Below are 14454 nucleotides of genomic sequence, written 5' to 3' on the forward strand. Positions count from 1 at the left end.
CGGCGCCCGGGAGGCTGGCGGCAGCGGGACCACAAGTCCTCGAACCGCAGGTCAACTTTCGTGAGAGGTTGCGGCTATCGTGTCTACAGACAGAATGGGCCAGGACGGCGCAAGTGTCCCGGGTGCGGCTGGTAACACCGGCGCGGGTACCCCCGTGGAAAGTCCCGGAGCGGGCGCGGGGCTTGTCCAGCTGATCACCCCTTCGGGGGAGCGGGTCAGCCATCCGGAATTCGATCCCTGGTTGCAGGACATCGCCGACGAACAGTTGTGCGCCCTGTTCGAGGACATGACCGTCATCCGCCGCATTGACGTCGAAGCCACGGCCCTGCAGCGGCAGGGTGAGCTCGCGTTGTGGCCCCCGCTGCTCGGCCAGGAGGCCGCGCAGATCGGTTCCGGCCGGGCCCTTCGCCAGGATGATTTTGTTTTCTCCAGCTACCGCGAAAACGGCGTTGCGTACTGCCGGGGCGTCGACCTGACGGACATCGTCCGGGTCTGGCGTGGAAACGCGTCGTCCGGCTGGGACCCGTACTCCATCAACATGGCCACGCCGCAAATCATCATCGGCGCCCAGACATTGCACGCCACCGGCTACGCCATGGGCATCCAGAACGACGGCGCCGATTCTGTGGCGGTCACATATTTCGGAGACGGCGCAACGAGTGAGGGCGACGTCAACGAGGCAATGGTTTTTGCCGCAAGCTTCCAGGTGCCGGTGGTGTTCTTCTGCACGAACAATCACTGGGCCATCTCCGAACCCGTACGCCTTCAGTCGCACATCCAGCTGGCGGACCGGGCAGCCGGGTTCGGCATCCCCAGCCTGCGGGTGGACGGCAATGACGTCCTGGCCGTAATGGCGGCCACCAGGGTTGCCCTGGACCGCGCGCGGCGAGGCGGCGGTCCCACCTTCATTGAGGCGGTGAGCTACCGGATGGGTCCGCACACCACGGCCGATGACCCCACCCGCTACCGGGACGCCAATGAACTGGAGGACTGGGCTGCAAAGGACCCGATCAGCCGCATGGAGGCATTACTGGACCGCAAAGGCCTCCTGACGGCAGAACTGCAGCAGCAGGTCCGGGACAGGGCCGACGCGGTGGCACGGGAAATGCGCACAGGCTGCACCACCATGCCGGATCCGCAGCCGCTGGACGTTTTCAAGCACGTCTACAGCACGCCCAACACCTGGCTGGACCGGCAGCAGGACCATTACGCCCGATACCTGGCTTCCTTCGGTGATCCCGCAGAAGCCGTTTCAGAAGAAGGTGCACGCTGATGACCCAGATGACCTTTGCCCGCGCCATCAATACCGGCCTGCGCAGATCTTTGGAAAACGATCCCAAAGTGGTCCTCCTGGGAGAGGACATCGGCGCGCTGGGCGGTGTGTTCAGGGTGACTGACGGGCTGCAAAAGGACTTCGGAAAGCACCGTGTTGTGGATACCCCACTGGCTGAATCGGCCATTGTGGGAACAGCCGTGGGGCTGGCCTACCGCGGCTACCGGCCTGTGCTGGAGATCCAGTTCGACGGCTTCATCTACCCGGCATTCGACCAAATCGTCAGCCAGGTGGCCAAGCTGCATTACCGCACCCGGGGAGCCGTCAAAATGCCCATCACCATCAGGGTTCCGTTCGGCGGCGGCATCGGCTCACCTGAGCACCACTCCGAATCGCCGGAAGCGTACTTCACCCACACTTCCGGCCTGCGCGTTGTGACAGTCTCCAACCCGCAGGACGCCCATACCGTCATCCAGCAGGCCATTTCCTGCGACGACCCCGTGCTCTACTTCGAGCCCAAGCGCCGCTACCACGACAAAGGCGAGGTGGACGAGAACGCGGATCCGCGCGCAGCCGTGCCCATGGACCAGGCCCGCGTGGTCAGCCAGGGCACGGACGTCACCCTGGTGGCCTACGGCCCGCTCGTCAAAACTGCCCGGGACGCCGCCCTGGCCGCCGCGGATGAAGGGATTTCCATCGAGGTCATCGACCTGCGCTCGCTGGCCCCGGTGGATTACGACACCGTTGTGGCCTCGGTCCGCAAGACCGGCCGCCTGGTGGTGACGCATGAAGCCGGCCAGTCCGGCGGCCTCGGCGCTGAGGTGGCGGCCAGCATCACGGAACGGTGCTTCTACTACCTGGAGGCGGCGCCGGTCCGGGTGACCGGCTTCGACATCCCGTACCCGTATTCAAAGCTGGAAATGCACCACCTGCCGGGCCTGGACCGGATCCTCGATGGTGTGGACCGTGCCCTCGGCCGGCCGAACTCCCTCAGCGGGCTGGAAGGATGAGCGGCACCATGATCAAGGAATTTCGGCTGCCGGACCTGGGTGAAGGACTTACTGAATCGGAAATCCTCAGCTGGAAGGTGGGGGTGGGGGATACCGTCAGCCTGAACCAGGTGATTGCCGAGGTGGAAACCGCCAAAGCAGTGGTGGAACTGCCGTCCCCTTTTGCCGGGGTCATCAAGGAACTGCATGAGCAGCCCGGCACTGTTGTGGAGGTGGGCAAGCCGATCGTCTCGTTCGAAGTAGCCGACGACGTCGGGGCCTCCTCTGGCGGGACCGCCGCCCCTGCTTCGTCCCCGGCTGGCCAGGAGCAGGAACCGGAGCAGGAACCGGAGCGGGAGCAGGATGCGAAGCCGGCAGCAGCCAAAAGGGAACCGAACCTGGTGGGGTACGGCGCCGTCGTCGAAAGTACGGGCCGGCCGGTACGACGCCCGCGCAACCTACCCCCGGTGGTTGAGCATGTCGCAGCGCGGCCTGTCGAAACCAAAGCCTCGGTGGTTGAGCCTGTCGAAACCCAGCCTGTCGAATCCAAAGCCCCGGTGGTTGAGCCTGTCGGGACCAGGCCTGTCGAGACCAAAGCCCCGGTGGTTGAGCCTGTCGAAACCAGGCCCACTGATATCACGCCCGGAGTAAACCGGCCCCGGTCCACTCCGCCGGTTCGGAAGTTCGCCAGGGACCTCGGTGTCGACCTCGCCGTGGTGCCGGGGACCGGCCCGCAAGGGCTGATCACGCGCGAGGACGTACAGCACTTGGTGGAGGGGCAACAAGCGGACGCTGGCTCTCCAGAACCGGAGACAGTTGTCCCGGCCGGCGTCCAGTCCCACGGTGCCCGGGAAACCCGGACCCCTATCAGGGGAGTACGGAAGTTCACGGCAGCCGCCATGGTGGGGAGCGCTTTCACGGCGCCGCATGTCACGGAGTTCCTGACGGTGGACGCCACTCCGGCCATGGACCTGCTGGTCAAGCTCAAGGGCAGCCGCGAGTTCACTGGCCGCAAGCTGACGCCGCTCACACTCGCGGCGAAGGCCGTGCTGATCGCGCTGCGGCGCAACACCGCCCTCAATGCCCGCTGGGATGAGGCGAACCAGGAGATCGTGACCTTCAACTACGTGAACCTGGGCATTGCAGCCGCAACACCGCGGGGACTGACCGTTCCCAACATCAAGGATGCCGACGCGCTGTCCCTCCTTCAGCTCGCGGACGCGTTGACCGAACTGACGGAAACCGCGCGTGCCGGCAAGACCACACCAGCCGACCTGTCCGGCGGGACCATCTCCATCACCAATATTGGCGTCTTCGGTATCGATGCGGGCACTCCCATCCTCAATCCGGGGGAGGCCGCCATTCTTGCCGTCGGGGCAGTGCGGAATACGCCATGGGAGTACCAGGGTGAAGTGGCCCTTCGCCAGGTCCTCACACTGAGCCTGTCCTTTGACCACCGCCTGGTGGACGGGGAACAAGGCTCGCGCTTCCTGGCGGATGTGGGCGCCATCCTCGCGGACCCCGGAATGGTCCTGGCTATGGTCTAGGGCAGCTCCCGTGATGCAGCCGCGGCCCTGGGCCGCATACGCGTTGCTGCCCCGCACCGCTTATGCGGTCCAGAGCCGCCCTAACGCCTCGGATGCCAGGAACCGGCAGGGGAGCAACAAGTGGGTTTCAAAACGCGTGGTGCCACCAACGAGTGGGTTCCGAAACGGCGCGGGCTTCCAGAACGCCGGGGTTCTAGTCCTGTGGGGCCTCGACCAGCAGAGCGGCCAGGGCCATGCTCTCCAGCAGCGGCCGGGCGGAGCGGGCCGCCATTTTCCGGCCGTGGCTGCGCACAGAGTGGGGCGTGGAGTTGATCAGCCCGAACGTTGCGTGCGCCCGCATCCGGAGCTCGGCGATGCCAGTGTCCGGGTGCAGCTTGGCGAGGACGCCCACCCACACCTCGACGTAATCCAGTTGGAGCGCCCGGACTGCCGACTGGTCCTGCTCCGAGAGGTTGCTGAAATCCCTGTCCTGGACGCGGATGACGTCCGGCTTGCCCAGGGCGAAGTCCACCTGGAACTCCACCAGGCGACGCAGGGCCGAGGCGGGGTCTGCGGTGCGGGCCACCACCTCGCGGCCGCCGTCGAGCAACTCCTGGCTGACCGTGACCAGGAGGTCGGCGAGGACCGCCTGCTTGCCGGGAAAGTGGCGGTACACCGCTGGCCCGCTGACCCCGGCAGCCGAGCCCAGGTCCTCGAGCGAAACACGGTTGAATCCATTGACTGCAAACAGCGCCGCGGCAGCCGAAAGCAATGCCTGCCTGCGGCTCTCTTTCGCTTGCCCGCGCTGGGTGGGGAAGCCGGGCTGCGTGGTGGCGTCGGTGCTGCGCACATTTCCTCCTGGGATCCCGCAGATCTTAGCAAGAGCAGCTATGTGTTGGACTTCACAGTTAATACAGACTAACCTGAATTTCAGTTATTGGGCGCTAACCGAGTTGCTCTGGAAGTGCTCGGATTGGAACAGGAACGGACCGTCAATGGAGACCCTTGCCACCCGGCTCGATGCAACTGCCGAGGCATATGCATCCAACCGTGACGCCCAGCTGGAACTCAGCGAAGAGCTGCGGAAGAAACTGGCTGACGCAGTCCTCGGCGGACCGGAGAAATCCAGGCAGCGCCACGTGGCCAGGGGGAAGCTGTTGCCGCGCGAACGCATCGACCAGCTGCTGGATGACGGCAGCCCGTTCCTGGAAATTGGCCCGCTCGCAGCCAACGGGATGTACAACAACGAGGCCCCGGGCGCGGGAGTGATTGCCGGCATCGGACTGGTCCACGGCCGCCACGTGCTGGTGATCTCCAACGACGCCACGGTCAAAGGCGGAACCTATTATCCAATGACCGTCAAGAAGCACCTCAGGGCCCAGGAGATCGCCCTTGAAAACCGGTTGCCCTGCATTTACCTGGTGGACTCCGGCGGCGCCTTCCTGCCCAAACAGGATGAGGTCTTTCCGGACCGCGACCACTTCGGCCGGATCTTTTACAACCAGGCGCGGCTGTCCGCGGCCAAGATTCCGCAGATCGCCGCGGTGATGGGCTCCTGCACCGCCGGCGGAGCCTACGTTCCCGCCATGAGCGACGAAACGGTGATCGTCCGTAACCAGGGCACCATCTTCCTGGGTGGTCCGCCGCTGGTAAAGGCTGCAATCGGGGAGATCGTCAGCCCGGAAGAACTGGGCGGTGGGGAAGTGCACTCAAGGATCTCCGGTGTGACGGACCACCTTGGTGAAAATGACGAACATGCGCTGCAGATTATCCGGGACATCGTGGCCACGCTGCCGCCTCCCGCATCGTCCGCGTGGGAGGTGGGCGCCGCCGTCGAACCCGCCGCGGACCCGGACGGGCTCTATGGTGCGGTGCCCACGGACGTCAACGCCCCCTACGACGTCCACGAGGTCATTGCCCGGCTGGTTGACGGCAGCCGGTTCCACGAATTCAAGAAGGAGTACGGCACCACCCTGGTGACCGGGTTCGCCCGGCTGCACGGCCACCCGGTGGGCATCGTGGCCAACAACGGTGTGCTGTTCAGCGAGTCCTCGCTCAAAGGTGCGCACTTCATCGAACTGTGCGACCAACGCGGGATCCCGCTGGTGTTCCTGCAGAACATCTCCGGGTTCATGGTGGGCAAGGACTCTGAACAAGGCGGCATCGCCAAAAACGGCGCCAAGATGGTCACCGCCGTCGCTACCGCGCGGGTGCCCAAACTGACGGTGGTCATCGGCGGTTCCTTTGGCGCCGGCAACTACTCCATGTGCGGCCGTGCGTACTCGCCGCGGTTCCTGTGGATGTGGCCGGCGGCCCGCATCTCCGTGATGGGCGGCAACCAGGCGTCCAGCGTCCTGGCCACCGTCAAACGTGACCAGTACGAAGCGGCCGGCCAGGAGTGGTCCGCCGAGGATGAGGAAGCCTTCAAAGCCCCCATCCGCCGGCAATACGAGGACCAGGGCAGCCCGTACTACTCCACGGCGCGGCTGTGGGATGACGGCGTGATAGATCCCGCCGACACCCGGACCGTCCTGGGCCTGGCCCTGGACGTTGTGTCCCGCACCCCGCTGCCGGAAACCTCCTTCGGCCTCTTCAGGATGTGAGCCGGATGACCACGCCTTCCCTCACCAGCACCCCCACGGCCCGCAAGCCGCTCTTCGGGACAGTCCTCGTGGCCAACCGCGGCGAGATCGCCTGCCGGGTGATCCGTACCCTTCGCGCCCTGGGCATCCGTTCGGTCGCCGTTTACAGCGATGCCGACGCCGGTGCCCGGCACGTGCGCGAAGCTGACACTGCCGTGCGGATCGGCCCCGCCGCGGCAACAGAGAGCTACCTGAAGATTGAGGCCATTGTCGACGCCTGCCTCAGGACCGGAGCCGAAGCCGTGCACCCCGGCTACGGCTTCCTGAGCGAAAACGCCGAGTTCGCCCGCGCCCTGGACCAGGCCGGCATCACCTTCATCGGCCCCGGCGTGGACGCGCTGAACATGATGGGGGACAAGATCCGCTCCAAGAACCACGTATCCGGTTACGGCGTCCCCGTGGTCCCCGGGGTGGCGCAGCCGGGTATGACGGACCAGCAGCTGGTCCAGGCCGCCGACGCTGTGGGATTTCCGCTGCTGATCAAGCCGTCCGCGGGCGGCGGGGGCAAGGGCATGCACGTGGTGGAACGCGCGGAGGACCTCCAGACGACGCTTGCCACTGCCCGGCGCGTTGCCGCAAGCGCGTTCGGCGATGACACGCTTTTCCTGGAACGCCTGGTGTCCACGCCACGGCACATCGAAGTGCAGGTGCTCGCCGACAACCACGGCAACGTCATCCACCTGGGCGAGCGTGAATGCTCGCTGCAGCGGCGGCACCAGAAAGTCATCGAGGAGGCGCCCTCGCCACTGCTTGAAGCGCATCCGGAGGGCGGCTCCATCCGCGCCCGCATCGGCGAAGCCGCCTGCAACGCTGCCCGCAGCGTCAATTACAGCGGCGCCGGAACGGTGGAGTTCCTCGTCTCAGACGAGGCGCCGGATGAGTTCTACTTCATGGAGATGAACACCCGGCTGCAGGTGGAGCATCCGGTCACCGAGATGGTCACCGGGGTGGACCTGGTCGAATGGCAGGTCCGGATCGCGGCCGACGAGGAACTCACGCTCCGGCAGGCCGACGTCGAACTTAACGGGCATGCCGTGGAGGCACGCGTTTACGCCGAGGTGCCCGAGAAGAACTTCCTGCCGTCCACGGGGACGGTGCTCCTCCTGGATGAGCTGCCCGCGGGGACGGCAGGCACGGGGACGGCCGGTACAGGGACAGTCCGGGTGGATTCCTCCCTCGTGGAGGGGCTGCAGCTTTCCGCCAGCTACGACCCCTTGATGTCCAAGGTCATCGCCTGGGGCAGCGACCGCGCCGCCGCCCTCGACACGCTGGACACGGCGCTCGGCGGCTACACAGCCTTGGGGCTCGACACCAACGTCGAATACCTGCGGCTGCTGATCAACGATTCCGACGTCCGCGCCGGCCGCCTCGACACGGGCCTGATCGAACGAAAACTTCCGGATCTCGCCTTCCGCCGCGCAGCCGATGCCGAACTCGTCGCAGCGGCGCTCTTCACCCTTGCTGCAGAGGGGCAGGAGAACACGCCGGCCCCCGGCCCGTGGCACACCCGCAACGGCTGGCGGCTGGGCACCCCGGCACCCCGCCGGATCAGCCTGGGAACGGCCGACGGCGGCATTGCAACTCTGCGCATCAGCGGCAACACTGGCGCGGGCCCGGCAGGGAACGGAGAGGTGACGGTTTCGGTGGACGGCGGGCCGGCCCGCCAGGCCCGGCTGGAGCTTCACGCGCGCGGGCAGGCTGTCCTGACCCTGGACGGGCGCAGCATTACCTACTCGTTGGCACCGGTCTTCCGGGAAGCCGTAAGCCCTGCCGGTGGACCCCCCATAAACCCCGCGCCCGCAGGACTGTTCCTCGGAAATGGCGGCTGGTCCTGCCGGCTCGAGGTACTGACCCGGGAGTCGCGGCTTGAGCGGGTGCTCGCAGCCATCCAGCGCGAGGAGGGCGCTGCCGACCCGGCCGTACGTTCGCCCATGCCGGGAACGGTGGTGTCCGTTCCGGTCATTGACGGGGATGCCGTCATCACGGGGCAGGTGCTCGTTTCCGTGGAGGCGATGAAGATGGAGCACCAATTGCTGGCTCCGCTGGATGGAACAGTGCATCTCAGCACCCGGCCGGGTGACCTGGTCAAGGCGGACCAGGTGCTCGCCACCATTCATCCGCATCCCGCCGCTGACAGCAGCACCAACCCCGCAGACACAATCGCAACCCCAGGCAAAGGAGCCTAGCCATGGCAGGTTTTGAACTCAGCGAGGAATACCAGGACCTCAGCAACACCGTCCGCGAATTCGCCGACGAAGTGGTGGCCCCGGTATCGGCCAAGCACGACGAGGAGCACAGCTTCCCGTACGAGGTGGTCAAACAGATGGCCGAGATGGGCCTTTTCGGACTGCCCTTCCCGGAAGAGTTCGGCGGGATGGGCGGGGACTACTTCGCACTGGCCCTCGCGCTGGAGCAGCTGGGCCGGGTGGACCAGTCGGTGGCGATCACCCTCGAAGCCGGCGTGTCCCTGGGCGCCATGCCCGTCTACCGTTTCGGCACCGAGGAGCAGAAGCAGGACTGGCTGCCCCTGCTCGCGTCCGGCCAGGCGCTCGCCGGCTTCGGCCTGACTGAACCGGAGGCAGGATCGGACGCCGGCGGCACCAAGACCCACGCCCGGCGGGAAGGCGGCGAGTGGGTGATTAACGGCAACAAGGAGTTCATCACCAACTCGGGCACGGATATCACCCGCCTCGTCACCGTCACCGCCGTCACAGGGCAGAAGGAACGCGGGGACGGGTCAATCCAGAAGGAGATCTCCACCATCCTCGTGCCCACCGACACGCCCGGCTTCAAGGCCGAGAAGCCGTACAACAAGGTGGGCTGGAACGCCTCGGATACCCACCCGCTGACCCTGAAGGACGTCCGCGTCCCGGAAGCCAACCTCCTGGGCGTGGAAGGCCGCGGTTACGCCAACTTCCTGTCCATCCTTGACGAGGGCCGCATCGCCATCGCAGCCTTGGCCACCGGTGCCGCCCAGGGCTGTGTGGACCTGTCGGTCAAATACGCCAAGGAACGCAGTGCCTTCGGCCACCGGATCGGCAAGTACCAGGCCATCTCGTTCAAGATCGCCCGCATGGAAGCAAGGGCGCACACAGCCCGCCTTGCCTACTACGATGCGGCGTTCCGCATGCTCGCCGGAAAGCCGTTCAAGACCCAGGCGGCCATCGCTAAGATGGTCGCAGGCGAGGCGGCCATGGACAATGCGCGGGATGCCACCCAGGTGTTCGGCGGCTATGGCTTCATCAACGAGTTCACCGTGGCACGCCACTACCGCGACTCCAAAATCCTTGAAGTGGGGGAGGGCACCACGGAGGTCCAGCTGATGCTGATCGCCCGCGAACTGGGTCTGTAGTAACCGGGACTGTAGCAACCGGGTTTGGATGGACAGGGACTGTAGCCGGCCTGAAAGGATCACCGATGATTAACAAGGTTGTTGCCACCGCCGAGGAAGCCGTGGCGGACATCCCGGACGGTGCTTCCTTGGCCGTGGGCGGTTTCGGTCTGTGCGGCATCCCGGTCACCCTCATCGACGCCCTGCACAAGGCAGGAACTTCGGAGCTGGAAACGGTGAGCAATAACTGCGGCGTGGACGACTGGGGCCTGGGCATCCTGCTGCGCGACGGCAGGATCCGCCGCACCATCAGCTCCTATGTCGGCGAGAACAAGGAGTTCGCCCGGCAGTACCTGGCGGGCGAACTTGAGGTGGTCCTCACGCCGCAGGGGACGCTGGCCGAAAAACTCCGTGCCGGCGGTGCCGGTGTTCCGGCTTTCTACACGAAGGCGGGGGTGGGCACGCAGGTGTCCGAGGGCGGCCTGCCGCAAAAGTACGACGCCGAGGGCCGGGTTGCGATCGCGTCCGCACCGAAGGAGGTGCGCTCCTTCGCCGGAGTCGACTACGTGCTGGAGGAGGCGTTGACTCCGGATTTCGGGCTGGTCCATGCATGGAAGGGCGACCGGCACGGGAACCTGGTCTTCCACGCCACGGCCATGAACTTCAACCCTCTCTGCGCCATGGCGGGCCGGATCACCATTGCCGAGGTGGAGGAACTGGTGGAGCCGGGAGAGCTGGACCCGGAACACATCCATACCCCCGGGATCTTCGTCCAGCGCGTGGTCCTGGCCGCCAATGCCGCGAAACGCATCGAGAAGCGGACAGTCGCCCTCGCGCAGCCCGCGGGGAGCGGCACTTATCCGAAGGCTTCCAACCCAAACGTCTCCAACCCGAACGTCTCCAACCAGACCGGCAGCACCCCGCAGGCAGGAGCTTAACCATGGACCCGAACAGCCCCTATGCCCCGCGGCCCGAAGGTGTCCGCCCCGAGTACCGACGGGCAGCCGAGCAGCATGAAATGGCCGCGGACGGGAGCGGCACCAGAGGCTGGACCAGGAACGAACTGGCCGCCCGGGTGGCGCGCGAGCTCCATAACGGCCAGTACGTCAACCTTGGCATCGGCATGCCCACCCTGATCCCCAATTACATTCCCGCCGGCGTGGAAGTTGTGCTGCACTCCGAAAACGGGATTCTCGGCGTCGGCCCTTATCCCGCGGAGGATGCCGTTGACCCGGACCTGATCAACGCGGGCAAGGAAACTGTCACGGTCAACAAGGGGGCGGCATTCTTCGATTCGGCGGCTTCCTTCGGCATGATCCGGGGTGGCCATGTGGACGTCGCCGTCCTGGGCGCGATGGAGGTGGCCGAGAACGGTGACCTCGCCAACTGGATGATTCCCGGCAAGATGGTCAAAGGTATGGGCGGCGCCATGGACCTGGTTTTTGGCGCCAAAAAGGTCATCGTGATGATGGAACACGTTGACCGGAACGGGAAGCCCAAGATCGTCAAGCAATGCTCCCTGCCCTTGACCGGCAAGGGCTGCGTGGACCGGATCATCACGGACCTGGCAGTCATCGACGTCGTCGCAGACCGCTCAGGTTCCCGGCTGGTACTGCGGGAACTGGCGCCCAACGTGTCTGTGGAGGATGTAGCGGCTGCCACCGGCGCCGAGCTCTTCGAGGAAGACCGGGAACTGACGGTATGAGCAGTGAGAACGGGGTTTCGACCGGCTCAACCACCGGCAACGGGGTTTCGACGGGCTCAACCACCGGCTCTGACACGGGGGAGCGGCGCGTCATTGAGCAGCGCGGGCTGTACTTCGATGAGCTGGAGCAGGGGGTGCTGTACGCCCACCGGCCCGGCCGGACGGTCACCGAGGCGGACAACGTCCTGTTCACCACCCTCACCATGAACACCCAGGCCCTGCATCTCGATGCGGCCTGGAGCGCCGGGCAGCCGTTCGGCCAGCGGCTGGTCAACTCGATGTTCACCCTGTCCACAGTGGTGGGCCAGTCCGTGTCGCAGCTGACGCAGGGAACCATCATCGCCCAGCTGGGCCTGACTGACGTTTCCTTCCCGCATCCGCTGTACCACGGCGACACTCTCTACACCGAGACCGTGATCAGCGGGAAGCGGCTCTCCTCGTCCCGGCCCGGCCAGGGCATCGTCACAATGGAGCACACCGGCCGCAACCAGGACGGCACCGTGGTGGCACTGGCCAAACGCAGCTGCCTGATGTGGACCCGTGAAGCGCACCGGCAGCAGGCCGGCGGCGAAAGGGGCACAATACCGGTATGACCTTTGTGATGGGCCCCGCCCTGCTTTTCTGCCCTGCCGACCGGCCGGAGCGCTACCAGAAGGCTGCCACCCGCGCGGACGCCGTGATCCTCGACCTTGAGGACGCCGTGGCCCCCGGGGATAAGCAACGAGCCCGCGGTGCTATCCTGGCCCAGTTGGGGACCACGGGTGTGGAACCGGAGCTCGAACCCAGCTGCACCATTGTCAGGGTCAATCCCGTTGGTACCGCGGACTTCGAAAAGGATCTTCACTGCCTGGCCCACACGCCCTACCGCACGGTGATGCTGGCCAAGGCCGAATCGGCCGAACAGCTTAAGGCGCTGGAGGGCTACCATGTGATCGCGCTGTGTGAAACGGCCTTGGGCGTGCTCAACGCCCCGGCCATCGCCGCCGCTCCCAACGTGGTGGGCCTGATGTGGGGAGCGGAGGACCTGCTGGCCACCCTGGGAGGTACCTCCAGCCGGACCGACGACGGCGGCTACCGGGCGGTGGCGCTGCACGCCCGCTCCAGCGTCCTGCTGGCCGCACGCGCTTTTGGCAAGGAAGCGGTGGATGCCGTGTACACCAATATCCCCGACCTCGACGGACTCGCTGCCGAAGCAGCTGATGCCGTGGCCTCCGGCTTCAGCTCCAAAGCGTGCATCCACCCCGACCAGGCCGCCGTGGTCCGCAAGGCTTATGCACCAACTGACGACGAGGTTGCCGCCGCTCAAGCGCTCCTGGAAGCGGCAGTGTCGGCTGGATCGGGAGTCTTCCAGTACCAGGGAAAGATGATCGACGGACCCATCCTCAAGCATGCCCAGGAGATCATCCGCCGCGCCGCTGCGGGCGCATAACCCGGCACGAAGGCATCGCGGACGTTCAGCTACCGTTGCCGTCCCTGCGGCCGCCGCAGCGAAACGGGCGGAATTGGCTCGTGGATCAGCGTCCGCACCCAACGGTTCCCCGTTTCCCGGAACTCCTTCCGCGTTGAGAACCGGTAGTGGTAGCTGCGCACGCGCACCAAATGCGGGGCCACGCCGTCGAACGGGTCATCACGGAGGAGCCGCAGCATCTGGCGGTCCGCCTCCAGCAGCTTGCCCAGGAAGGCGTAAAACCACTCCTCGTGGACAGTCCGCAACGGCAGGAACCACATCAGCCAGTCCAGCCGCAGGTGGTAGGGCGCCCACTGCCGGGGGAGCCGCCGAAGGTTCCCGGGCTTGCCTTTGAAGCCGTATTCGCGCCAGTCCGAGGAGTCGTCCGGCTCGTCGTCAAGCGTTCCCTCCACGACGATTTCGATGCGCTGCTTCGTCACCGATCCGAACGCCCCGTATGTGTTGACCAGCTGCCAGCGGTTGAAGCTGGCGTTCATCAGCTGGCGTTTGGAGAACAGGTTCCGCAGGGGCCAGTAACTGAGGATCACCAGCAGCAGGGTGGCCGCCAGGGTGATCACGAGCCACCACAGCGGGGTCTCCCGGTCCACGCCCGGGTCGCCGTGCCAGTCCAGCGGGATCACCGGGAACACGGCGTGGGCCGCCGGGTCGCTCACCGCGGCGAAGGCCAGCACAATGGCGATCCAGTTCAGCCAGGCGAAGTTCCCGGTGGCCACGAGCCACAGCTGGGTGGCGATGACCACAGCCGCTGCCACGCTGGCAACGGGTTGCGGCGCGAACAGGAAGAAGGGCACCACGAGCTGGGCGAAATGGTTGCCCAGGACTTCCACCTTGTGCAGGGGCTTGGGCAGCAGGTGCGCCTGCCGGCTCAGGGGCCCGGGCATCGGCTGCGTCTCATGGTGGTAGTACAGGGCGGTCAGGTCGCGCCATTCCCTGCCGCCGCGGATCTTGATCATTCCCGCGCCGAATTCCAGCCGGAACACGAGCCAGACAATCAGGATCAGGATGGTGCGCGGCGGCTCAGTCTGGTTGGAACCCAGGAAGGCCACCGTGAACCCCGACTCCAGCAACAGCATTTCCCAGCCGAAGCCGTAGAACGTCTGGCCCACGTTCACCACGGACATGTAGAGCAGCCACAGGGCCAGGAACGCAATCAGCGGAACCCAGGGCGGCCCGAGCTGCGGGATCCCGGCCACGAGCAGGGCCGCTATCAGAAGCCCCGCCGCGCACACCCAGCGCAACAGCCGGTCGGAATACCGCCAGCGGAAAAGGGTGGGCCGGCGCAAACGGCTGAACCCCGCAAGGTACTCCGGCACCGGCAAAAGGCCCCGCTCACCCAGCAACGCCGGGAACTGGTTCAGCGAGGACAGGAACGCAACAAAATACAGTGCTGCCACCCCGCGCTGCAGCACCTGCCGGGCGAACTCGTACTCCGGCGCATCAAACCATGAGAGCCAGTCCACGCAATCCACGTTACGCCCGGCCCTGCTGGGGTCAAGGCGCTGCGGGTCAAGGATGGTGCG

12 protein-coding genes are annotated in these 14454 nt (G+C 65.9%); 10 read left to right on the forward strand and 2 right to left on the reverse strand.

The window, feature by feature from the left end:
• The first annotated feature begins 79 nt into the window (after positions 1-79).
• Genes pdhA through QFZ36_RS19985 form a run of 3 tightly spaced genes read left to right on the forward strand, consistent with a single transcriptional unit; the run spans position 80 to position 3809 of the window.
• Positions 80-1273 (forward strand): pyruvate dehydrogenase (acetyl-transferring) E1 component subunit alpha, encoded by a 1194-nt coding sequence (gene pdhA / locus QFZ36_RS19975; protein ID WP_306638866.1) that lies wholly within the window; start codon positions 80-82, stop codon positions 1271-1273.
• Positions 1273-2283 carry an alpha-ketoacid dehydrogenase subunit beta gene (locus QFZ36_RS19980; protein ID WP_306638867.1) on the forward strand — a complete coding sequence of 337 codons (1011 nt, stop codon included), beginning with the start codon at positions 1273-1275 and terminating at the stop codon, positions 2281-2283. The genes pdhA and QFZ36_RS19980 overlap by 1 nt, the downstream gene beginning before the upstream one ends.
• 8 nt (positions 2284-2291) lie before the next feature.
• On the forward strand, positions 2292-3809 hold the full coding sequence (locus tag QFZ36_RS19985) for a dihydrolipoamide acetyltransferase family protein (protein ID WP_306638869.1): 1518 nt from the start codon (positions 2292-2294) through the stop codon (positions 3807-3809).
• A gap of 193 nt (positions 3810-4002) precedes the next feature.
• Here the strand turns inward: QFZ36_RS19985 and QFZ36_RS19990 are convergent, their stop codons facing one another.
• Positions 4003-4638 carry an SACE_7040 family transcriptional regulator gene (locus QFZ36_RS19990; RefSeq protein ID WP_306638871.1) on the reverse strand — a complete coding sequence of 212 codons (636 nt, stop codon included), beginning with the start codon at positions 4636-4638 and terminating at the stop codon, positions 4003-4005.
• A gap of 145 nt (positions 4639-4783) precedes the next feature.
• Between QFZ36_RS19990 and QFZ36_RS19995 the strand changes: the two genes are divergently transcribed.
• From QFZ36_RS19995 to QFZ36_RS20025, 7 genes are all read left to right on the forward strand, one after another.
• Positions 4784-6391, forward strand: coding sequence for a carboxyl transferase domain-containing protein (locus QFZ36_RS19995; protein WP_306638872.1), 1608 nt, complete (start codon positions 4784-4786; stop codon positions 6389-6391).
• A 5-nt stretch (positions 6392-6396) separates the two neighbouring features.
• Positions 6397-8616 (forward strand): ATP-binding protein, encoded by a 2220-nt coding sequence (locus QFZ36_RS20000; RefSeq protein WP_306638873.1) that lies wholly within the window; start codon positions 6397-6399, stop codon positions 8614-8616.
• Between the two features lie 2 nt (positions 8617-8618).
• Positions 8619-9782, forward strand: a complete 1164-nt coding sequence (locus QFZ36_RS20005) for an acyl-CoA dehydrogenase family protein (RefSeq protein WP_306638874.1) — start codon at positions 8619-8621, stop codon at positions 9780-9782.
• A gap of 65 nt (positions 9783-9847) precedes the next feature.
• Complete coding sequence (locus QFZ36_RS20010; protein ID WP_306638876.1) at positions 9848-10699, forward strand: CoA transferase subunit A; 852 nt, start codon at positions 9848-9850, stop codon at positions 10697-10699.
• Positions 10700-10701: 2 nt separating this feature from the next.
• On the forward strand, positions 10702-11466 hold the full coding sequence (locus QFZ36_RS20015; RefSeq protein ID WP_306638878.1) for a CoA transferase subunit B: 765 nt from the start codon (positions 10702-10704) through the stop codon (positions 11464-11466).
• Positions 11463-12059: a MaoC family dehydratase gene (locus QFZ36_RS20020; protein WP_306638879.1), complete on the forward strand. Its 597-nt coding sequence runs from the start codon at positions 11463-11465 to the stop codon at positions 12057-12059. Before QFZ36_RS20015 ends, QFZ36_RS20020 begins: the two co-directional genes overlap by 4 nt.
• Positions 12056-12895 (forward strand): HpcH/HpaI aldolase/citrate lyase family protein, encoded by an 840-nt coding sequence (locus tag QFZ36_RS20025; protein WP_306638881.1) that lies wholly within the window; start codon positions 12056-12058, stop codon positions 12893-12895. Before QFZ36_RS20020 ends, QFZ36_RS20025 begins: the two co-directional genes overlap by 4 nt.
• Positions 12896-12924: 29 nt before the next feature.
• On the opposite strand, the gene QFZ36_RS20030 is transcribed toward QFZ36_RS20025, so the two are convergent.
• On the reverse strand, positions 12925-14394 hold the full coding sequence (locus QFZ36_RS20030) for a lipase maturation factor family protein (protein ID WP_306638883.1): 1470 nt from the start codon (positions 14392-14394) through the stop codon (positions 12925-12927).
• Between the last annotated feature and the right edge of the window lie 60 nt (positions 14395-14454).

Origin of the sequence: Pseudarthrobacter siccitolerans (genome assembly GCF_030823375.1) — a bacterium.
GTDB lineage: Bacteria > Actinomycetota > Actinomycetes > Actinomycetales > Micrococcaceae > Arthrobacter > Arthrobacter siccitolerans_A.

Coding starts and splice junctions, on each gene's coding strand:
- QFZ36_RS20000 (WP_306638873.1), top strand. CDS start 6,397: ATGACCACGCCTTCCCTCACCAGCACCCCCACGGCCCGCAAGCCGCTC.
- QFZ36_RS19980 (WP_306638867.1), top strand. CDS start 1,273: ATGACCCAGATGACCTTTGCCCGCGCCATCAATACCGGCCTGCGCAGA.
- QFZ36_RS20005 (WP_306638874.1), top strand. CDS start 8,619: ATGGCAGGTTTTGAACTCAGCGAGGAATACCAGGACCTCAGCAACACC.
- QFZ36_RS20015 (WP_306638878.1), top strand. CDS start 10,702: ATGGACCCGAACAGCCCCTATGCCCCGCGGCCCGAAGGTGTCCGCCCC.
- QFZ36_RS20020 (WP_306638879.1), top strand. CDS start 11,463: ATGAGCAGTGAGAACGGGGTTTCGACCGGCTCAACCACCGGCAACGGG.
- QFZ36_RS19985 (WP_306638869.1), top strand. CDS start 2,292: ATGATCAAGGAATTTCGGCTGCCGGACCTGGGTGAAGGACTTACTGAA.
- QFZ36_RS20010 (WP_306638876.1), top strand. CDS start 9,848: ATGATTAACAAGGTTGTTGCCACCGCCGAGGAAGCCGTGGCGGACATC.
- QFZ36_RS20025 (WP_306638881.1), top strand. CDS start 12,056: ATGACCTTTGTGATGGGCCCCGCCCTGCTTTTCTGCCCTGCCGACCGG.
- QFZ36_RS19995 (WP_306638872.1), top strand. CDS start 4,784: ATGGAGACCCTTGCCACCCGGCTCGATGCAACTGCCGAGGCATATGCA.